The organism is Candidatus Nitronauta litoralis (genome assembly GCA_015698285.1).
GTDB classification, from domain to species: Bacteria; Nitrospinota; Nitrospinia; order Nitrospinales; family Nitrospinaceae; genus Nitronauta; species Nitronauta litoralis.
The window spans coordinates 2,054,844-2,076,340 of record CP048685.1 but is presented as its reverse complement, the minus strand read 5'-3'; the positions used below and the strand labels follow the sequence as shown (position 1 = coordinate 2,076,340).

The following is a 21,497-nucleotide window of genomic DNA, read 5'->3' as shown; positions in this document are numbered from 1 at the left end:
ATTTTGCAATGAAATAAAAAACTAGAGTTTTTTTGTTGCCACCCCTATTCTGAATGGTAACTTCGCAGTTATTAATTGCAATAACGGTTTTCCAAAAAGTTATATGCCCCCGACCTCTTATACACGATTTTTAATTCGACTGCTTATCCTCGTCTATGGAGTCCATGCCTTCTCCTACAATTTTGCCGACGTTGACCTATGGGGACATCTTAAGTTTGGACAGGAACATTACCAGACCGGCAGCCTTGCTGCTACCGACCCTTTTTCGTATACCGCACCGGGCCATTCATGGATCAATCATGAATGGTTAAGTGAATTAATATTTTATGTGATGTTTGCCTTGATGGGGTCTACCGGTTTGATGGTACTGAAAATAGGGGTCGGACTTTTCATCATTCATATCCTTTCCCAATGGTACTTTCGGAATTTCACCAGCCTGCTGGCCTATGGGTTGACCTTTTTCCTGCTCATCAATGTTCTGGAAATTGGATACGGCACCCGCCCCTACCTGTTTACTTACGCATTCACCGCAGCGCTGGTGGTTCTCATCTATAATCATTTCGAGATTCAAAAGACCAGCGTTTTCTGGATTCCTCCAATGATTATTCTGTGGATCAACTGCCACGGTGGGGCCGTTGCGGGTATCGCCATTCTGGGAATGGTTGTGGTGGTGGAATCTCTCCGATGCAAACTCAAAGGGTTGCAGCTTCCTTCTTACCTCATCATCAGTCTGGTTGCGTCAGGCATTGCCCTACTGATCAACCCTTATGGCCACGAGTTACTGATGTTTTTAGTACAGACCATTCCCAAACCCAGGATGATTTCAGAATGGCGACCTGTAGAACTTCTCGGTTCCAACACGGGGCTGCTGGCCTTCAAAGTCATGGCTGTGTTTTCCATAATCACACTGTTTTTGAAAAAAGAAAAACGTCCCTGGGAAATAGCTCTAGTGGTTTGCGCCGTGTTTTTTGGATTCCGACACCTGCGCCACACGTTCATCGCAGGAATATTGTTGACCCCTGTTTTCGCAACCGGCCTCAACATACTGGTGGACAAGCTCAAACAATCGGGAAGCGTATTTTTAAAAGTAAAACCAGTTTACGTGGCAACAATCCTGGTCGCCCTGATAGTCTGGCAGGGAAGTACAGTGATCTTTAAACTCGGCCCCACCCGATTTCAGATGATGGTCGATGCAAAACAATTTCCTGTATACGCTGTGCGGTTTATGAAGGAAAACAACCTGGGAGGTAATGTTCTGGTGGCTTTCAATTGGGGGGAATACCTGATCTGGAAACTGCCAAACTCGAAAGTTTCCATCGACGGGCGTTATTGGACGGTTTACCCAGATAATGTGATCCTGCAAAATTTTATTTTCCACCGTGGAATGAAATACTGGGATCAAATGTTATCAATGTATCCGCACGACATCATACTGACTCATTACCTGAATAAAGATCTGGAAAATCGAAAAGACTGGGTGAAAATTTACCAGGATGGAACGGCACGAATATTTATTCCCGTCACCAACCCACCGAGTCCGGCGCTACAAAAGTTTCAGAAACGTGAGCTGGTCTATAACGAATCGGCTCCTTCCTTTTATTTTCCTTAATGTTCCCTGGGAAAAACAGCCTTTAGGCGCCTATCCAGTTTTTCCAGTCTTCGCCTATCATTCCCTTATCCCGATAGCGCTGCATGGCTCTTCCGCAATGGCATCCCCGGTCCCGGTCCATCAGTAAAGCCAGCGTTCTGGCCAGGATCGCAGGGAACCGGCTGATAGCCTCATCAACATCCGTCTTTTCCTTTTCCGATTGCATGCCTTCGAATAACTCGCCTGTTTTAAAATCGCGTTCAACCACACCTTCCGCGTAGTTGGTCAGATAACATACCGGCGCATAGCACATCTCCAATTCGCGTGCGAGAAAAGCCTCCGGGATTAACGTCATACCCACCAGGTCGGCTCCAGCGATACGATACTTCCTGATCTCTGCAGGAGTCTCCAACCGCGGTCCCTCTGTGCAGACATACACTCCTTCTTCGTGATGCTGATGCCCGAGGTTGTGCACGGCTTCGTGCAGGGACCAGCGAACCTCCGGGCAGAATGGTTCCTTCTGACGGATGAATCCCCAGCCTTTGTTTTTAAAAAATGTTGTCTCGCGACGACGGGTTTCGTCTATGAGATCATGAGGAATGACAAAATCACCTGGCCTGAAACGGTCGTTGATGATGCCGGGTCCCGACCAGGCGACAATACGCCCGACTTCCAATTCTTTTAGTGCGTAAATGTTGGCGCGGTAATTGACAAAGGGGGCAGTGACGGAGTAATCCTTCTCGCCATGACGTGAGAGAAACCAGAAAGCATTTTCACCGTTTCCAAAACGGTGCAGGGGAGCGCTGGATCCAAACGGCGTTTCAATAATGCGACATTCGACCTCGTCACCCAGAAGGCCACGGGTCAAAAGATGGTAGGCTCCACTCCCGCCAATGACTGCATGCTCGTGACTCATAAAGGGCGTGGGAGGGGAAGGTTAATCGATGTATGTTTCGATGTCGCCCACATAGTGGGCAGCGGAATCGCGAACGCTGCGTTTCTCTTCTTCAGTGAGCTCTCGCTTGACCTTTGCGGGCGATCCCATCACCATGCTGCCTTCCGGAATTTTGGTGTTGGGAGTGACAAGAGAACCTGCCGCGACAATGGTATTGTCACCGATCTCTGCACCATCCATAACCGTAGCCCCCATACCGATCAGAACCCGTGTCCCCACTGTGCAGGCATGCAGGGTTGCATTGTGCCCAACGGTCACCTCATCGCCAATGATGAGAGGCAAGGTTCGACGTGCCACATGGAGAACACAACCATCCTGGATATTGGTGCGTTTTCCAATCCGAATGTAATTGACATCACCCCGCACCACAGCATTGAACCAGACACTGCTCTCTTCACCAATTTCCACATCACCAATTACGTGTGCGCTTTCCATCACCATTGCAGAAGAATGAATTTTGGGTTCCTGACCTTTGAACGAATGAATCATGCGAATACCACCATTTCCAGAGAAAGGGATTTGTTTATTTTAAAAAAGAAGGCCCAGTATACAGCACCATTTAATGGGGAAAACAGAATTTAATCGTCCTGCAGACAAATTTTAACTACCCAGATATTGATTTTTACTGTTCACTGGAGATCATCGATTTTCGCACCTCCTCCGCCAATTCGCGGCGTTTCTCGAAACCAGAAACCGTAGGGAGGATGCACGCCGTGACCTCAAGCCGGGGTGCTTTCAGGATATTGAGGAGATGCCGGGTAAAAGTGATCTCATGCCAGCAGGCTACAGAGGGCTTGTTGTTATCGTGGTATTCCAAAACTACAGGTTGAACCGGAACCTCGGCACGGAGTGCCGCTTCAAAGGGTGGTGTTTTAAAGGGAGCAATGGCAGATCCATCCATCGCGCCTCCTTCGGGGAAAAGATGGACGGTAATGCCTTCTTCCAACCTCACCACCATCTGGTCAACCAAACCTCCAGTGGATTGACGTCGGTCGCGATCCACAAAAACTGCTCCCCCTACTCCTGCCATCCATCCTACTAGAGGCCATTTTCGTACATCCAGCTTCGCAACAAAAAAACCAGGGAATAAAGAACCCATCACGAAAACGTCGGGCATGCCTATATGGTTCGAGACCATCAACACTGGCCCTTTAGATAAACCGACTCCCTCCTGACGGATACGTATATTCAAGACAGTGCAGCAAGTGCGTGCCCAGACTCGCCCCCAATAGGCGGCCAATCTCCATCGCCATTTTTTCCCAAAAGGGAGGATGAGACAAAGCAGCCCGGCGAGTGCAATAAACACCGCCTGCGTTAAAAGAAATCCAAGAAACCGTAAGGTCGCACGAAGTAGCGTCATGCGTAATTAAAAAAGGTCCGTACGGCGCGGGTACCAACGCAGCATCTCGGTACCGGCAAGCCGCACTCCGTTTTCAAAATAGGAAGTGAACATCTGCTCGCGAGTCATTGTAACGTTACAGGTTTCGCCAATGCTGGAACATATCGATTCCACCGCAAGGGTCCAGGCCCGATTTGCCTGCATCCATCCATAATGAACATAATCCCAACCAAGAAAGTCGTCTAGTCCTAAAACCCTTTTGATACGTCCCGCCTCCTCGGCTTCAACCAAAAAATCATTTACAGCCCCGATACCTGCGACCACCTGTTCGAATGAGACCCGACTTTTAGGATACAACCAGGTTCGCAATATTTTGTAGATAGCCGGTGTTAAAACCTCCATGAGAATGGGATGAATGGGTGTCACCAGAATCCTCGTTCCACTTTCTTCCAAACGATTGAAGGTGATATCCAAAACATTGATCAACTCTTCTCCCGTAACATTGAAAAGAAAATCGTTGCCAAGGTCCGTTAAAAAAGCAAAGGTGCTATCCCCTTCCTTATGTTGTTTTTTTATGGTGTCAAAAACTGAACATTCATTTATGGGTTGAAAAATCATAGGCCAGAGACCACCGCGAGCCACATAGCCCCGACCTGGACCGAGTGCCGCAATAACGTTCACCCGACGCGGCCTCAGGTTAGCACACAGGCAATGCCTGAGCGCCCAGTATCCGCGCGACAAATTACTCGCCCCAAGCAAAGCAATCGTAACGGGAGATGCTGCATTGGGATTCGAAATTTCTGATTGGGTCAGGGCATTGCCCAGGCCAGATAAAAAAGTCGGCTGAGATTCTCTTGCCATTAGAATTTCAGCGAGAAAGGATTATTGGCTGCGGTTGCCAAAGGGATCCCGGAACTGGGAAGGAAGGTTGGCCTGATTGGCCCTGCGATCAAGTCGGTCAATCAAATCCTGGTAATATGTGGCCATTCTTTGCTGTTCCACTCTTTCCTTGCGGATTTTTGTCTGCGACTTGAAATAACTGGCACGGTTCAATCCTGAAAAATAATGCTTATATTTTTCGGTCCACCAGGTCAACGGTCGGTCACCGTAAGAACCTCCCGCCCCTTCACGCAGGGGTTTCAAAATTAGCAGATTTTGCTGACGGTCGATCTCAAATCGAAAATCGTTCAAAAAGGTCATACCCAGAAGTCCGCCTGCAGGATCCATGTGTGAGTTAAAGGTGGTTTCCACATCAGGCACCATCGCTTGCCCCACCTTTACGGAATTCAACACGCCAATTGCGTTCATCTCTTTGCCCCCAGCCGTGTTGACCACAATCTTGGGCTGTTTGTCGAGGTTGCGGATACCCAGTTGAGGAGCGACGGAGGGATGCAGTACCATCATGGAAGCTCCGGTGTCGAGCATTAAACGAAGGTTGGTGCTGCCGTTTATCGTGACCTGCACAGCATGGTTACCATTGCCCATGGGAATGAGTGGCACTTCAGCACCGGTTTTGGGAATGGCAATACTGAAACCTGAACCACCTCTCGAACTCATTCCCCCACCACCCGAAAAGTTGGTTGGGGCGCTTCTCATGGTTTTGAATTTTCGTTGATTGCCTTTTCGATACTTGGCGGGAATTTTGGAGACGCTATCGGTATAGTGAGTCTTGCCTTTATCATCTTTCCATTTATACATTTTTGCCTGAACAGGCCAGGAAAATAGAGCAACTCCAGCGAGCCCAACAACACAAAATAGTGTAATCCTACTCCAAAGCGATCGGATTGACATAAACTTCGCGAGGTTTTACGCCGTCGGAAGGTCCAACGACCTCATCGCGCTCCATTGTTTCGATAATGCGTGCAGCTCTATTATAACCAATTCGAAGTCGTCTTTGTATCATCGATATTGAGGCCTGCCGTTCTTTGGCAACAATGGCCAGAGCCTGATCGTACAGCTCATCGTACTCCTGTTCCTCCTCGACCTTCTTCTCTTCCTCCAGAGCTGCCTGCTCGAATACATCATCATTGTATTCCGGCTTCACACTCTGCTTTTTGATGAATTCCAGCAACCGATTGATTTCCTCATCGCTGACCATGGCCCCATGAATGCGTCTCAAACGGGAGGTTCCCGGTGGCAGAAACAGCATATCCCCCTTACCCAAAAGTTTTTCGGCACCCATGCTGTCTAAAATTGTACGGGAATCCACACGCGAGGTGACCTGATATGAAATCCTGGCGGGGAAATTGGCCTTGATGATCCCGGTCAACACATCCACCGAAGGACGCTGGGTCGCTACAATCAGGTGGATACCGGCAGCCCGCGCCATTTGTGCGAGACGGGTCAGACAATCTTCAACGCCCTTTGACGCAACCATCATGAGGTCCGCCAATTCATCGATGATAATAACAACATAAGGCAACCTTGCCGGAACTTCGGGTAGAGGTTCCTCGGTCACTTCCTCAGGGTTTTCAGCTTCAGGCTCACCTGGTTTGATCGGTCCCATTTTCTTTTTATATTTGGCTTGCCGCGATTGTTTTTCCTCCAGCTCCGCCCGTTCCTTTTCCATTTTTTCAACCATCTGGTTGAAGGCCTTGATGTTGCGAACCCCGGTCTCGGACATTGCCTTATACCGCGCTTCCATCTCGGTGACCGCCCACTGCAATGCAGACGCCGCTTTTTTGGGATTGGTCACTACCGGCGCAATCAAATGAGGAACTCCGTCGTACATTGAAAGCTCCAGCATTTTGGGATCGATCATGATGAGTTTGACCTCATCCGGTGTAGCGTTGAGCAGAATCGAACAGATCATCGCATTGATACCAACCGATTTCCCCGAACCGGTGGAGCCCGCCATTAAGAGGTGAGGCACCTGTGCCAGATCCTGCACTACCGGGTTGCCAATGTTGTCCTTGCCAAGAACCATCGCAATTTTAGAAGATGCGTGTTTGAATTCATCCGACCGCATGATTTCTTTCATGGTCACAATCTCGCGATTCGGGTTGGGAAGTTCAATCCCCACCACTGATTTGCCCGGCACCGGCGCGAGAATACGCACACTGGGGGCTTTCATGGCCAATGAAAGATCGTCGGTCAGGGAAAGGATTCGACTGACCTTCACACCGGGAGCAGGCTCATATTCATATAAGGTAATCACCGGACCCGGCAACACCTGCACAACTTTTCCTTCGATCCCAAAGTCCGCCAGTTTGTTTTCAAGCACCTCTGAATTGTGCAACAGTTCTTCACGCATCCGTGCCGTGTCGATCACATCTTCCGGGTCGTTTAACAAACCCAGTGGGGGAACCTGATAGTTTGAATTTTCATCCGGCACCAGAGTCTCCTCACGAACCGGAAAATCAGGCTCAGGGGTTTCGACTTTCTTTTTCCTGGCAGGTTTAACTTCCGGTTTGGGCCTTGAAATTTCCGGTGTCCGCGCCACAATCACGGGCTCTTCATTCTGTCGCCTGGAGCGGGTGCGTTCCTCTTTGGCCTGACGCAAAATATTACGCCATTCCATGAAGCGCGACCCGGTTGCAAATGCGCCCTGCTTCAAACCCTGTCCCGCAGATTTGGCACCATTGGCCAACCCGGTGAATCCACGACGAAACAATCCCGCTGTACCGTCAATCAGAGCATTAACAGAAATATTCAACATGGCGAGGGTACAGGTGAATAACAGAACACCGAGTACCAATAGTGCTCCAGATGGATTGAGCCAGGTGATCAGATGAGGTCCTGTATAAGCTCCGGTCATACCGCCTGCATGTGCCGCAGTGCCAAACCAGGGATCACCGGGATACTGGACATTCAATAAGGCACAGAAGGAAATCATGAACAGGGTCCCGAAAAACAACACCACCCGCCACCGCGGAAAAGCCTGACCGCGGATGACCGCCCACCCCATTAAAGCTGTGATGAATGGGAAGAAAAAGGCACCGGCTCCCAGAAACTGGGCCAGACCATCTGCAAGATAGGCTCCCACACGCCCACCCATATTTTTAGCTTCAATCTTGTTGGAAGCGAACGTGTTGAAAGAGGGGTCTCCAGCCGAATAAGAAGTCAACGCCACCAGTGTGAACAGGGCAAAGCCCAGCAGGAGTAATCCAGTAAAATCACGTCCCAGTGATGACGGTGTTGGTTCAGGTTTTTGATCTGACATGATTATGTATGTGTTTCAGGTTGATCAAAGATCGTTTCAATTTTTGAAAACAATCATCTTTCACTAATTTGCATTGTGAGGTTTTTCTACATTACTTTTTTGCTGTTGTTGTTCGGGTTGAACGATCACTCGTGACTTGAACTCCTGCACCAGTGTATCTTCGGCTGGTCCTTCCTGAAGTTTTGGATAATCCAGGTTGTAATGAAGTCCACGGCTTTCCTTACGCTCGAGAGCACAGGCGATGATCAACTGCGCCGCTACAGCAATGTTGCGCAGTTCCAACGTGTTTCGTGTGATTTTAAAATTCCAGTAATATTCGGTGATCTCTTCCATCAACAAGTCGATCCGTCTTTTGGCCCGCCGCAAACGTTTGTCTGTGCGGACGATGCCAACGTAATTCCACATCAGACGGCGAATTTCATCCCAGTTATGCGAGACGATGACCAATTCATCGCTGTCTACCGCATGACCGCTATCCCAGGCGGGGATTGCCTTTTGCAATTGTTCCAACCTGGCGTCTGGCTTGGCAAATTCACGGGCTTTGGCAGCAGCCCGATGCGACAAGACCAGTCCTTCCAGAAGAGAATTGGATGCCAGCCGGTTAGCCCCATGCAAACCGGAGTAACACACTTCTCCAGATGCAAACAGGCGGCCGAGTGACGTTTGTCCATTAAGATCGACCACAACCCCACCGCACATGTAATGCGCAGCCGGAACCACAGGCAGTGGTTCCCGGGTCATATCGAATCCGAATTTCAGACAAGTTTTGTAGATATTGGGAAAGTGTTCGCGTATGCGGTAGCCTTCGAGATGGGTGACGTCCAGATAAACACAATCATCACCGCTTTTTTTCATCTCGTAATCAATGGCACGCGCCACCACATCACGCGGAGCCAGGCAACCCAATGGATGATAATCTTCCATGAACGTTTTACCGTTCTTGAGGATGAGCTGCGCTCCCTCCCCTCTTACTGCTTCGGAAATTAAAAACGATTTGGCTTGCGGGTGATAAAGACAGGTTGGATGAAACTGGAAAAATTCCATGTTGGCAATTTTTACACCGGCACGCCAGGCAATGGAAACCCCGTCTCCCGAAGCGGTGTCCGGGTTGGACGTATAGAGATAAACTTTCCCGGCACCTCCGGTAGCAAGAAGGGTTGCCTTGCCAACAAATATATTGACCTCACCACTCTCTTCCGAAAGTGCGTACAGTCCCAGAACTTCATCGTCCTTTTCACCCGGTGTGATTTTCGGATCCAGATTGGCGCGGGTGATGAAGTCGACCACCATGTGGTGGGTAAAAATTTCGATATTGGGTTTAGAGCGGACTGCCCGGATGAGTGTGCTCTCTATTTCCCAACCGGTGAGGTCTCCGGCATGCAGAATGCGGCGTTTGGAATGTCCGCCTTCCTTTCCGAGGGCATAGCTGTCGTCTGGATTGCGATTAAAGCGGGCTCCCAGGTCGATGAGGTCTCGTATATGAGCCGGCCCCTCTTTTATGATACAGCGCACCACATCTTCCTTGCACAGGCCGCGTCCTGCTTCCAGGGTATCTGAAACATGGAGGTCCGATGAATCATCATCAGCCATGACGGAGGCGATCCCCCCCTGGGCATATCGGGTTGCCCCTTCCTCCAGGGCATCCTTGGCAATGAGGGCTACCGATCCGAACTCGGAGATTTTAAGAGCGTAGGTGAGCCCAGCGATTCCGCTGCCAATAACGATGAAATCATGGGAATATTGCATGCCATCATCTTACACTAAAAGCCTTATAATTCAATAAGATATTGAGGTCCCCGGGCGATTTGGGAGGGGCTGGCTCAATCCCCTTTCAGGTTCCGATTCTGTTCCATGTCGAACATCATGGCGAACAAAAGGAACATGAGCCCCATCAGGGTCAGGAAAGCCGCAAAAAGAGCGGTCACAGGTGTGACCTTGCCAATGAACAAGCGATAGAAAAAATAGTAAAGTCCGCTGGCAAAACCGGGTGGAAAGGTCAGCAATCCGAAGACGTAAAAGAACACCAGCGGATGAAAATCCCGGATCACGTATTTTGAAACAAGGCGTCGGATAAAAAGACGCAGCAGCAGCATGGAGATATCGGGGATCACCTTACTGATTTTCATTTTGGATTTTTCTCCGACACCGTAAACCGGTCTGATCGGCACATCCTTCACCCGCATACTTTCAATATTGAGCTTTACCAGGATGTCATTAGGTACACCGTATCGGGGGAATAGAGGGTCGATATCGAGAACAGCGAGGGCTTCTTTATTGATTGCAGTGAATCCACATTGTGAATCGGCCACATGCCAGTAACCGCTGGCGATTTTGGTGAGCAGCGAAAGCACTGCGTTTCCCAGATAACGCACGCGGGGAATGATGCGCCAGGCTTCTCCATGCAACAGGCGATTTCCCTTTGCGTAGTCGGCGCGTCCCTCTGCCAGTGGTTTGACAATCGCCGGTAAATCATCCGGGTGCATCTGGGCATCGCCGTTCATGACAACGGTAATATCGTAACCCGCTTCCCTGCAGGCCCGGTAGCCTGTCTCCAGAGCACCGCCAACCCCGGTGTTTTTCTCGTGTTCGATCAATTGAACCCGGGAGTCTTCTGCCATGAACTCCCGGATTTTTTCTACCGTTTTGTCCCGGCTGCGATCATCAACTACAACAATGTGATCTACCCAGTCCGGAAGAGTTTCCATGACCTGGCGTATCAATTTTTCTTCATTGTAGGCGGGAATCAATACCGCAACTGTTTTCTCTTGGTACAAGGGACCACCTCGCCTTGTGGAGACATTCAGGAACGTTTCTTTATTTCGGCCACTCGCTCTTTAAGCTGAGCCAGATCCCGAAGAGTGACGATGCGCTTCCTGGCATCATCCAGAGCCTTTTGCACTCCTTCAGAATTATTCATTCGGGCGTAAAGACCCGCCAGTTCCAGATGCGGCTGCAAGGCTGGCGGTTTCATTCGAGCCGCCTGTAGAAAATGGGAAACCGCCTGATCATTCAGGCCGGACCTTTCGGCCATTCTCCCACGGGCAAGTTGAGTTTCATAGGCCTCCGGAAATTTTTCTTCAAGAGCCTTGAATGCGGCTTCCGCTTCTTTGGGTTTATTCAAGTGAAGCCTGTTTTCAAGCCATTGCCAATAAAACGGGGCCGTCTCACCTGTAAACTTATTAACCTGCAGACTCAAAGCCTCTGCTTCAAGCGGATACCGTTTTGTATCGCGTGCATACGTGATGGTCCCCATCAACATCATCTTGGGCATATTGCCCCAACCCAGTCCCTCTACCCCTTGCAGACGGTTCTCTTCTTCAAAAGAGCGTTCAATTTCTTTTCCCGTCCAGTAGGTAAACTCCTGCCAGCCGTTCATTCCCGAAAAGTCTTCGCTTTTTGTCGTGCCGGGAGAATATCTGGCAAATAAAACCCGGCTGGGAATAAAATCAGATTCCAACCCCGTCCTGTCAAAATAGATAGGGTTGTGTTCGAGAATGACGGGATAGTTTTCCCTGTTCAATTCGAGAAAAGCACGGTTGTAAGCTGCATTGTTTTCCATATTGGAAAAATCGAAAGCTGCTGGTGGAGGAAATTTTAAATCAGGATAACGCCTCGATGTCAGCATTCCCGGCGGGTTTTCGCCAACAAGGTCCCAGGCGGGAACTGCTATAATATCATCCCGTAAACGTTCGACATCCTGGAGGTAGTAATAATAGAACCAGCTCATACCCGGTAAAAACAGGCTGTTATTTTCCAGCTTGAGGTAAAACTTTTTCATTAAGGCATCGCCACTGTAGATATCGGCCAGGTCAACCCAGACCAGATTCCTGATGGTGTTAAAGGGAATCATCAACACCAGCACTGCCCAGACAATAGGTTTCCATCGAAATCCAGCGGCCTGCTCTCCCTCCTGGTTTTCATCTTCCTTCCCAGTTTTAGGCTCGGGTGATGACCAGGGGGCATCCAGAAAATAAGCCAGCATTACGGCGGCCATCAGGCAGGCGACAACGTAAGTGGGAAATATACTTTCCCGGCCCCATTTGAAAAAAAATGCAAAATTAGATCCTGCTATCACCAGTAAAAAAACAAAAATGGGACGTGACCGTTTGTAACAAAGAACCCCTCCAACAAACAAACCGATAAAACAGACCCAGGAAAGGTGTCCGGCAATATTCTGGTAAAGCCGTTTAGCCATTAACCCTGCTTTAAAAGATATTTTGTCCGCAGCTTCTTTCGCCTGCTGGGACAATGTAGGCCCTTCCTGCTGGCTTGATTCCGAGGAACCCATATCAAAAACCCGGAAATGGTAATAGGAATGCCTGCGGTCTGTCACCTGATAGAAAAAACCATCGACGGTTTCCGGATTTCCAAAATCAAACGAGGGTTCATTAATTGACCGGAGTGGCAAATACGCGTAAATCGAAAGCCCCAGAAGAAATAGACAGATACAACGGGCCAGATGAGTCCATCGATTTTCCCGGCACCAGCAGAAAAACAAAACCAGAACGGCAGGCAAATAAAAAGCGACCGTAGCATGGTTCCCCGCACTCAAGCCGAAAAGGAGTCCTGCGCCGTAGAGGTAGCGCACATCATCACGGAGCTTCCAAAGAAACATCAAGAGGATGAGCCCTGCTGTTAAGGCAACGTGAAGGGTATAGACTTCCGCCTGAAGACTTTGCAGCCAATAAGGTTTGCTGATTGCCAGATAGCCCGTCGGCACCACAACGGACCACACAATTAGTTCGCGGTTTCGATCCGGAAACAGGATTCTTAATAAAGCGATTCCAGCACAGGCGACAAGTCCCAGTGCCGCCAGAGAAGAAACAGCGGAAAACAGATTAACCCGGAAGGGGATTGAGCCTATAGGGGCCAGAGTAAAGCCTTTTGCCAGTAAATTATAAAGGGGAAAACCAGCAGGGTGGCTGATTCCAAGAGCAAAGGCTGTATTGATAAATTCGGGTGAATCAAAAAAGAGTACAGAAGGAGCAATAGTGATGAGATACCAGGCCCAGATAAAAAGGATCAGAAAGAAAACCGGACGAATTTGATGGGCTGTAGGCATAGAAAAAAACCGCCCCACCCTTTTGAGGTGGGGCGGCGAGTAATTCCCTTTTCAGGAAAGTTCAGAAGACTTAGGAAATGTTACCAGAAGCATTGATGGTATTGGTTGTTCCCGGTACGTTTGCATTAGTACCCGTGGCAACAAAAGCAGTCTCAGTAGCAGTCGTGATCGCGATGGTCACGTCAGCAGACTGGTTGAAGCCAAAAGAGTTCTGCAAGGTTCCCGCGCCGTTAGCACCAGGTACCGGACATGCTGTTGCACCACCATTATCAATCCAGAACGCTTTACATGCCAGATAGAGGTTGTGCAGATCGTTTTTGGTAGTGGTCAGGTATGCACGCTGTTTGTACTGGTTGAACTGCGGAATAGCGATAGCAGCCAGAATACCGATGATGGCGATTACGATGAGCAGTTCGATCAAGGTAAAACCCTTTTCGTCTCGTTTCAACATTTTGTTTCTCCTTCGATTTTTTGGTTGGTGTGTCATGGTTGTCTAATTCTCTTTTTATTTAGCTAATCAGGGTGACCTGCTTGAGCTCCGTATTTGATCTGTTTAAAGCAAGCGGTGTGCCAAAAACAATAACCACAATAAAAAAACACCGAAAAAAACACACAAACTCTTCTAAAATAAAGAGTTAAAATTTCTTAACCTGAATGGGGGACAAAGTCGTTCCTGTAAAAACTGACAAATTTTGTTAGTCAGCCTGACAATATTGGGTCCACGCCGAACTTACTGGAGCCATCTGGCTTTCAAAACACAACAGATAAATAAAGTAAAATATTGTTTTTAAAAGGGGAACCTGTCTTTTTCGAATCAGTATGACTAAATTCTTTCTAACAACGGAGGGACTGTTTACAAAACATGACAAATCATTTTTCTGAAACATCCCTGAACTCAGACGAAATATCGCCAGCGCCCTGAAAATAGATAAGTAATTTTAAAACAATGAGCTACAGAAAAAAACACTGGATCAGGAGTTGGGAAGGGGGTTACCGTACGGTTCCAGTGGAGTCTACCGAAAAGGAGTTGGGACTGGAAATGTGCTGGGCGGAAGCGGAAAAGTTACTTTCATTTCCTACTGGAACCAGGGTCACTCCAGCTGATGGAATAAATCCATAGGTGGGGATACTGGCTACAGCAACGGTGCAGTTTTGAAGTGAATCGCTATCAATCCAATAGGATTTACAGGCCATAAACAACTGTCTCAAGCTGCTTTTGGCATTTGCATCATAACTTCTGATTTTATAGGCATTAAATTGGGGGATGGCGATAGCAGTTAAAATGCCAATAATAGCAATGACCACCAGCAACTCTATCAGAGTAAACCCTGTTTCCCGATTTTCCTTCATGGTGACCCCTACCTGCCATAAAGTTTATTATTACAAAGTAACGCTTTTTATAAATATTTTAAAGAGCAAGATGAATACCAGGACCCCGTTCCCAAATTCAACTTCCATTTAAAGTATAAAAAATCAATGAAATTCATTTTTTCATTAAAAACATTGTTCCCATCAATGAACCCACACCACCCCCTAACCCCTTAAAAACAGACACTTTTTGTCCACTCCCAGGCGGGAATTTAAAAATGTTCGAGGTCTATAGGCCTTTTTATTTTTTTAAAAGAAATCTTCTTTCATTAAGTGCAAGATCAATATTTGTGGGAAACGCAAGGGAATGGCCGGGGAGCAGACAAAACATTAATTGTTTTGTTACCAGAGGCTTAAGTTTTCAAGCTTGCAGAGCGTCCAGGAGTTAAAACATCTTTTTCAAAGGGTGCAACACGAGAATCCCGTAAGGTGTTAATTCAAAAAAAACAACCTTCCTTAATAGTTTTCTCAGGGATGAATTTCATTACTCAGGATCAAGTCCCTGGTGGGACAATCACTTATACCTAATTAGCGCTATAAAAAATACGAAATGGAACGGGAACCAAAGCCTTTTCACCTTGTATCAACAACTGGGCTGTTTGGTTCTGGGAGTTATTTGTTAACCAGGCGCCTGACCCAATTACTGCTTTTCCATATTTTCTGTTAAAAACCGATTTTCGCACCAACCTACGTTTAGAGTGGGTGATCCAGCATTTAAAGAGATCCAGGGCCAATGGTCTTTTGCTTTGTCGGGTTTGGAAATGGAAAATGAGAAAAGGTTGGATTGTTTAGGGAAAAGCCATGTCAATAGTTTTACAAAGGGGTAGCTTAAAAATGCGCAACATACCAGGGCCTTGTTTTTATGCACACGCAAGCGCTCCAGGGGCATATTCAATCCATAAAAATATTTGATTTCATGTTTAAATTCGGGGGCAAAGGACTGAATTGTTTTGAAAACCTCCCGCTCACGAAACCTGTATATAAAGTTTGGTATCTCTGTATTGCGCACCCCTCCAGATTGATTATTATTACCTACGACTGCTTCAACTTCGTAGTCTGAAACCAATCCAACTTTATTTCCTAACCTGACCAGAAAGTTATCTCTCGTCTCAAAAACCAGGACGGTTTTTCGTGCAACTCTGTACATCTCCAATAAAGCCTTGTGCGGGGAACGGCAATGGTGCAACCCGGCATGAACGACAACTAAATCAAATTCATTGTCAGGGAATGATAAGTTCTCAGCGTCCTCTAACATCCACTTGTATGGACTATAATAGTCAGGGGTATTCCGTTGATCCAGATTGGATATTGTTACGTTTGAAAAACCCAAATCCTTGAAAACTGCTTTATCGAATTCATCACCACAAATAACCAGGGTACTCATGGAAACATCGACTTTGGATTCCAGCAGGAGTCTTTCGATAACCGATTTGTAAAATTTCTTTTTCAACAATCTTACCTTCAAAAACTAACAGAGAAAAGTTTGGGCAAAAAAGTTTCAATCTTGTTTTATCAAAAGAACCCTCAGAAATAACAATAAAAATTTTAACAATTCAACATTTACATTTATTGTTAAAGGATCAAAAAAATTGATTTTTTAATATTTTAATTTTACTTTATAACCTTCTCTCATATTAGTGATGACATGTAATTCCAAATTCGGAAACCCTCAACTTTAACTAAGGGTTTTTCAAGTTATTTGATTTTTAAATGTAAACCTTCTAAATTATCTAAGCAAATCAGTGTCTAAAGAACGCCAGGGCTTAAATTTACCGCCAAACACAATCTAAACAGTCCAGCATGAGACGAGTCGCATTATTCGGAGGAAGCTTTGATCCCATTCATATGGGACATATTGCAGTGGCCCAGGAGGTATTGAATCAATTTAAAGTGGATAAAGTCCGCTTTATTCCCGCTTTTAAGTCACCCAACAAATCCAACGAATCCACAACCCCTTCTGGGCACCGGGTCGCCATGGTGAAAATTGCCATTGAAGGAGATGATCGATTCGAACTCAGTGATCTGGAACTAAAGCGAAGTGGGAACTCTTATACCTGCCAAACCCTTGAAGAACTTCATCGGGAAGAACCGGATACCCGTTGGTTCTGGATAATGGGCCTCGATACTTTCCTCGATTTGCCGGGCTGGAAAAATTTCGACCAGATCCTGGACCTGGCAGACCTGATTGTGGCACCAAGACCCGGCTATAAGATAGATGACCTTGAAGACACCCTGGTTAATCTAAAAATAAACTCTAAACATTCGGCCTTCCCATTAATACCCGAAAAAGGGGTGAACTCCATAACCACGGGAAGGTCGGACCACAAAATTTATTTTCTTTCGAAACCGGTTGTTGACCTTTCTTCAAGCAATATCAGACGGGAATTCGTCCAGAAACCTTCGATTAAAAAGATGTTGCCCCCCCCGGTTGTTCAATATATTATGGACCATCAATTGTACTCATGACTCTCTTTCCTCAGGTTCATGAACGAGCCTCTAAGTGAACTAAACCGGCTGGCGGTCAACGCTGCTTCCGAAAAAAAAGCAACTGACATCCTCGTTTTGGACCTTCGCAATCGGTCGGACCTTACGGATTTCTTTCTGATCTGTAGTGGCAAAACCCATGTTCAGGTTCAGGCCATCGCTGATGCCATTCTCGAAGCAACCGTAGGAACCCCACACAAGGTGGTTTCTGTTGAGGGTTATAACTCAGGAAATTGGGTTATTCTTGATCTTGTGGACATTATTGTTCATATTTTCAAAAAAGATGTCCGGAAATATTATGACCTTGAACGACTTTGGGGAGATGTACCCATTGTCGCTGAAGTTAATGGATAGTTTTCCAGATAACTACAGGGAATAGTCTGTTACCAAGCCTCCATTTTTTGTGGGATGGGATGCCATTTAAGGAGTTGGTAATTGAAGTGAGCGACCAATTATAGGAGTGTTAGTGTTTTTATGAATTTGAAAAAAATCGAGAAGTTGAAATTTGCCCTGATTGAACTCAGAAACGAACTATTAGGGGACGTCGAAAAAAATCGTAAAACCAGTCAGACGGACGAATTCACCGAAATGCTGGCCGATACAACAGACGAGGCCGCCCGGCTTTCCACCCGGCAAATGATCCTCAATCTGGGTGAGCAGGGTCGGGAGAGATTAAAATTAATCGAGGAAGCGCTTGAACGCATTGAAAGTGGTGATTTCGGGATCTGTTTGCGTTGCGAAAAAAAAATTCCGGAGGCTCGTCTTCGTGTGGTGCCTTTTACACAATATTGTGTGTCCTGCCTGGATGAAATTGAAAAAGAGCAAAACCTTGATCGTATCAACACCATCAAATAAATTGCACCGGTTTAAGGGAGGATGTTTCTCAATCCCGCATACGGTGTCCCATCAAAAACCTTTTTTAAGATTTTCGCTGTGTCTCTAAGGTTCATCCTATCATTAGCAGGTTTGATTCTGATGGCGGTGTATTTTGCCTTCCTGAATCCGACGGAGGTCGAAATTCACCTGACTCGCAACCTGATGTTCGAAATTCCCATGGTTGTGTTTCTAATGGGTTCCCTCCTGCTCGGTGTATTAATCAGCGCTGTGTTTCAAAGCCTTCTGGAAATTCAAGCTTCATGGAGCCATTTCCGGGAAAACCAGAAAATAAAAAAGCAGGAAAGTCGCTTTAACAAATGGGACAAATGGTACCGCAAGGCAGAAAGCGCTATTGCAAGCGGAAGACTTGCCAAAGGCCTGGCATTGTATGAAAAAATCCTGTCAGACAATCCTCACCACAGCGCTGCCCTGTTTCAACTGGGCAATCACAAGCGGGCTCAGGGCGAATTCGAAACGGCAATTGAATACCATCAAAAAGCACTGGTTGCAGATCCGGAAGACTTTCAGGCTTTGTACAGTCTGGCTGAGGATTTCGCGGCTGCAGGAGATATCGAACAGGAAATTGAAACACTCAACCGCTGCCTGGAACTGGATTCCAATTCCCTGCCAACCCTGAAGAAATTGCGGGACGCCTATCTTTCAACCCACAATCTGGACGGCGCCCAAAACATCCAAAAATCGATCCTGGGTCTGGTCCAGGATTCAGATAAATTAGATGATGAACGGGCATTACTCCTGCGCATTATCTATTCCATCGGAATGGAACGCATTAAAGAAGAAAAATATGATTCCGCAGTTGCCGAATTCCGTCGGGCTATTAAAGAAGATGAATCCTCTGCTCCTGCTCATGTCAGCCTGGGAGATATTTATCTCAAACTGGAAAACTCAAGGCAGGCCTTGAAAGCCTGGAAATCCGGATTTGAAAAAACCGGTGCACCCGTGTGTCTTTTAAGAATGCAGGAGTGGCACGATTCCCAGGGAAAGAAGGAGGAAGGGGATAAGCTGCTTCAGAATGCTATTGAAAAAAGCGAGGGGAAAAGGCAGGAATTGTTATCATTGATCTATTCACAACGCCTGTTGGCCCAGGGAAAAAGTCAGGACGCGGCCGATGTTCTGGAAAAGATTGAAGACGGAACAATACTCACCCGCCTGTCCACAATCAAGGCTCTTCAGGATTCAGGAGCCAATGACAAGGCAGATGCACTGATTCAATCTACATTTGATCAAGTGGAACACGCCGTAAGGGTTTACTATTGCAGCGCATGCGGACACGAATTCGATACATGGTTCGGTCTCTGCCCTCATTGTAATTCCTGGGCAACCCTGACCTGCGGGTCTTCAAAACTCCGGGCTCATCAAACTTCCGCAGCCTGACAAAAAACAAACCTGTCTCGATTCAGAACCCACTAAAAAAAATTAGCCCGACACAAGGAGTCCCAGCCTGGAATCCTTGAGCTGATCATCCCTTAAACAGTCCAGACAACTCTGGCGAGTAATCATCTATGGGTTCATTTTTTCAGCCTGAACCAGCTTGGTGCCTTTTAAAAATGTTTTGGCAGACAACAGGGAATCCTTGTTCAGAAGAAAATACAGCCCCTGACTGGGATATCGAACTACCTGGCTCGAAACTGTTTTTGGGGTTCCATAATGCTTGACGATGGTGGAAAAATGGTCACCCAGTTTCAGACCTGAAACAAACTTTCCCTTGAAAGTAGGAGACAGTTCAATGGCCTCCACCTGTGTACCTTCATTAAGGGCGCGGATAACCAACCCTTGACTGGCATAATTGATTTCAATACTGTCTTTACTGGAATCTGGCCCCCGGTTGATTTTTACCGAGGATGGGATCCCCAGAATTTTTATCGCATCACTAAGTGCCATACCGGGTTTAATGTTTTCACCGACCACAAGATTTGCGGACCAGGACAAAACGGGGCTGATTAAAAACCCAACCAGAAAAATCGCCCCGATAACTTTATCAAGCTTCACGGTCGTCTCCTTCCAAAGTTTTGAGGACAACAGGCGATTCAATTTCCCGGCTTTTGGGAAATCGCCCCTAATCCCTTAACAATCAAATAATTCAATCCATTTATTGTACTCTAATCCAGCTCTTATGGAAAACAAAAAATACTCCCAAGACCTTGGACCTCAATTAGTTAGGGCAAAATTGAGGGGAATCCTGTTGGAATACAAAAGTTTTCTTTTCGGGTTGCAGGAATTTGGGAGTAGAAAAAGAAGAAAGCCTTAAACCGCCTTGAACTCAGAGTGTTACGGGTTCAAAAGTATCAGTGAACTGATCCCGTACCTTGACAACTTCCGGAAGGATTTCAGTAAAAGCATCCAGTAGTTCAGGCTGAAAGTGTTTACCACGCTGATCTTTCATCCAGTTTATTGCGTCTTTCAAAGCCCAGGCCTTCTTATAGGGGCGTTCAGATGTCAGGGCATCAAACACATCGCAGACCGCTACAATCCGCCCTTCGATCGAAATATCTTCCCCTTTGAGCCCTTCTGGATAGCCAGAACCATCCCATTTTTCATGATGATGCTGAGCTATATTGCGGGCGGTCACCATCAAATCTGAGTCGTTTCCAGACAATATCTCTGCTCCCTTACTTACATGGGTCTTCATTATTTCCCATTCATCGGCTTCCAGCTTGCCTGGTTTCAATAGAATTTTATCTGGAATACCAATCTTGCCAATATCATGCATAGGGCTTGCGTCGAGGATCAGTTGACACATTTTGTCCTGGAATCTCATCTTTTTTGACAATAAATATGAAAACCGACTCATTCTGATAACATGGTTTCCTGTCTCGTTGTCACGGTATTCTCCCGCTCGACCCAGTCGATGGATCACCTCCTGCCTTGTTTCTTCCAGTTCCTGGGTCCGGGCACGGACCTGCTCTTCAAGTATCTGGTTAAGGTTGCGGTGTTTGTTATGAAGGATCCGCACCTCCAACATATTCCGGATGCGGCAGACCACTTCAGAAACGTCAAGCGGCTTTCCAAGGAAATCGCGGGCTCCCGCACTTAAAGCGCGATGCCGAATGGTGGGGTGGTCAACAGCCGTTAAAACCAGCACAGGAATATAAGAATCCGTTTCAACCTCTTTAAGTTGCTTCATTACCCCGAAACCATCAAGATGCGGCATGTTTAAATCAAGTAGCACCAACTCGGGTTTGTGCTGTTTGTATAAGTCCAGGACTTCAAGGGGGTTTTGCGTTGATATAATATTTGTATATCCGGCCTGAGAAAGAATTTGTTTTAATAACAAAACATTGGAGGCCTGATCATCTACAATCAAAATTTTAGATTCAAGGCAATTAATTGGGTCCATTTTGGTCAGGCTCCGAGAAAAGAAAAACGAAATACATTTCCCAACCTATTTCGATTAATTGTTTCCGATAAAAGATTTTTTATAACCTGCAATTTATTCAAAACGTGCCACCTTGTTTACGATGCCCCCAGTACCCTCCCCTGCAAACGGAAACACTTATTTGGGACATTATTTACAGGCGGCCCCAGGTTTACGGGAGGGGTTGTAAACCTGGGACAGAATTCCTTCCTACCGCCCAAATTCTATTGTTTCTCAGTTGCCGCCGTCTGGGACCACAAGCCTTGTCACAACTGTATTTAAAAATA

At 46.8% G+C, this 21,497-nt stretch carries 19 protein-coding genes; 5 read left to right on the top strand and 14 right to left on the bottom strand.

The window, feature by feature from the left end; genetic code table 11:
- The first annotated feature begins 103 nt into the window (after nt 1–103).
- A complete protein-coding gene (locus G3M70_09535) occupies nt 104–1,609 on the top strand; it encodes a hypothetical protein (GenBank protein QPJ62097.1) in 1,506 nt (501 codons plus the stop codon).
- A gap of 22 nt (nt 1,610–1,631) precedes the next feature.
- Here G3M70_09535 and G3M70_09530 read toward each other — a convergent pair whose 3' ends face one another.
- From G3M70_09530 to G3M70_09475, 12 genes are all read right to left on the bottom strand, one after another.
- Complete coding sequence (locus G3M70_09530; protein ID QPJ62096.1) at nt 1,632–2,504, bottom strand: MTAP family purine nucleoside phosphorylase; 873 nt, start codon at nt 2,502–2,504, stop codon at nt 1,632–1,634.
- A 21-nt stretch (nt 2,505–2,525) separates the two neighbouring features.
- The gene (locus G3M70_09525; GenBank protein QPJ62095.1) at nt 2,526–3,032 is read right to left on the bottom strand and encodes a gamma carbonic anhydrase family protein; all 507 of its coding nucleotides are present in this window, start codon (nt 3,030–3,032) and stop codon (nt 2,526–2,528) included.
- 133 nt (nt 3,033–3,165) lie between these two features.
- Entirely contained in the window at nt 3,166–3,903 is a 738-nt protein-coding gene (locus G3M70_09520; GenBank protein ID QPJ62094.1) for a 1-acyl-sn-glycerol-3-phosphate acyltransferase, read from the bottom strand.
- Nucleotides 3,904–3,909: 6 nt separating this feature from the next.
- Complete coding sequence (locus G3M70_09515; protein QPJ62093.1) at nt 3,910–4,743, bottom strand: hypothetical protein; 834 nt, start codon at nt 4,741–4,743, stop codon at nt 3,910–3,912.
- A gap of 21 nt (nt 4,744–4,764) precedes the next feature.
- A complete protein-coding gene (locus G3M70_09510; protein QPJ63776.1) occupies nt 4,765–5,580 on the bottom strand; it encodes a TIGR02281 family clan AA aspartic protease in 816 nt (271 codons plus the stop codon).
- Nucleotides 5,581–5,647: 67 nt separating this feature from the next.
- Nucleotides 5,648–8,044 (bottom strand): DNA translocase FtsK, encoded by a 2,397-nt coding sequence (locus tag G3M70_09505; GenBank protein QPJ62092.1) that lies wholly within the window; start codon nt 8,042–8,044, stop codon nt 5,648–5,650.
- A 63-nt stretch (nt 8,045–8,107) separates the two neighbouring features.
- The gene (gene nadB, locus G3M70_09500) at nt 8,108–9,790 is read right to left on the bottom strand and encodes an L-aspartate oxidase (GenBank protein QPJ62091.1); all 1,683 of its coding nucleotides are present in this window, start codon (nt 9,788–9,790) and stop codon (nt 8,108–8,110) included.
- A 74-nt stretch (nt 9,791–9,864) separates the two neighbouring features.
- Nucleotides 9,865–10,818, bottom strand: coding sequence for a glycosyltransferase family 2 protein (locus tag G3M70_09495; GenBank protein QPJ62090.1), 954 nt, complete (start codon nt 10,816–10,818; stop codon nt 9,865–9,867).
- A 26-nt stretch (nt 10,819–10,844) separates the two neighbouring features.
- A complete protein-coding gene (locus tag G3M70_09490; GenBank protein ID QPJ62089.1) occupies nt 10,845–13,106 on the bottom strand; it encodes a DUF2723 domain-containing protein in 2,262 nt (753 codons plus the stop codon).
- Between the two features lie 70 nt (nt 13,107–13,176).
- Complete coding sequence (locus G3M70_09485; GenBank protein ID QPJ63775.1) at nt 13,177–13,557, bottom strand: prepilin-type N-terminal cleavage/methylation domain-containing protein; 381 nt, start codon at nt 13,555–13,557, stop codon at nt 13,177–13,179.
- Nucleotides 13,558–14,096: 539 nt separating this feature from the next.
- Nucleotides 14,097–14,456, bottom strand: coding sequence for a type II secretion system protein (locus G3M70_09480; protein ID QPJ62088.1), 360 nt, complete (start codon nt 14,454–14,456; stop codon nt 14,097–14,099).
- A gap of 658 nt (nt 14,457–15,114) precedes the next feature.
- A complete protein-coding gene (locus G3M70_09475; protein ID QPJ62087.1) occupies nt 15,115–15,924 on the bottom strand; it encodes a class I SAM-dependent methyltransferase in 810 nt (269 codons plus the stop codon).
- Between the two features lie 350 nt (nt 15,925–16,274).
- Between G3M70_09475 and nadD the strand changes: the two genes are divergently transcribed.
- The 4 genes from nadD to G3M70_09455 all read left to right on the top strand — a co-directional run bounded on the left by nadD (nt 16,275) and on the right by G3M70_09455 (nt 19,229).
- Nucleotides 16,275–16,940: a nicotinate (nicotinamide) nucleotide adenylyltransferase gene (nadD, locus tag G3M70_09470; protein QPJ62086.1), complete on the top strand. Its 666-nt coding sequence runs from the start codon at nt 16,275–16,277 to the stop codon at nt 16,938–16,940.
- A gap of 18 nt (nt 16,941–16,958) precedes the next feature.
- Nucleotides 16,959–17,312 (top strand): ribosome silencing factor, encoded by a 354-nt coding sequence (rsfS, locus tag G3M70_09465; GenBank protein QPJ62085.1) that lies wholly within the window; start codon nt 16,959–16,961, stop codon nt 17,310–17,312.
- A 120-nt stretch (nt 17,313–17,432) separates the two neighbouring features.
- Complete coding sequence (locus G3M70_09460) at nt 17,433–17,813, top strand: TraR/DksA family transcriptional regulator (GenBank protein QPJ62084.1); 381 nt, start codon at nt 17,433–17,435, stop codon at nt 17,811–17,813.
- Nucleotides 17,814–17,933: 120 nt separating this feature from the next.
- Nucleotides 17,934–19,229, top strand: coding sequence for a DUF1049 domain-containing protein (locus G3M70_09455; GenBank protein ID QPJ62083.1), 1,296 nt, complete (start codon nt 17,934–17,936; stop codon nt 19,227–19,229).
- A 126-nt stretch (nt 19,230–19,355) separates the two neighbouring features.
- Here G3M70_09455 and G3M70_09450 read toward each other — a convergent pair whose 3' ends face one another.
- Both G3M70_09450 and G3M70_09445 read right to left on the bottom strand, forming a co-directional pair.
- Nucleotides 19,356–19,844: a hypothetical protein gene (locus G3M70_09450; GenBank protein QPJ62082.1), complete on the bottom strand. Its 489-nt coding sequence runs from the start codon at nt 19,842–19,844 to the stop codon at nt 19,356–19,358.
- Between the two features lie 271 nt (nt 19,845–20,115).
- Nucleotides 20,116–21,192, bottom strand: coding sequence for a response regulator (locus G3M70_09445; protein ID QPJ62081.1), 1,077 nt, complete (start codon nt 21,190–21,192; stop codon nt 20,116–20,118).
- Nucleotides 21,193–21,497 lie beyond the last annotated feature (305 nt).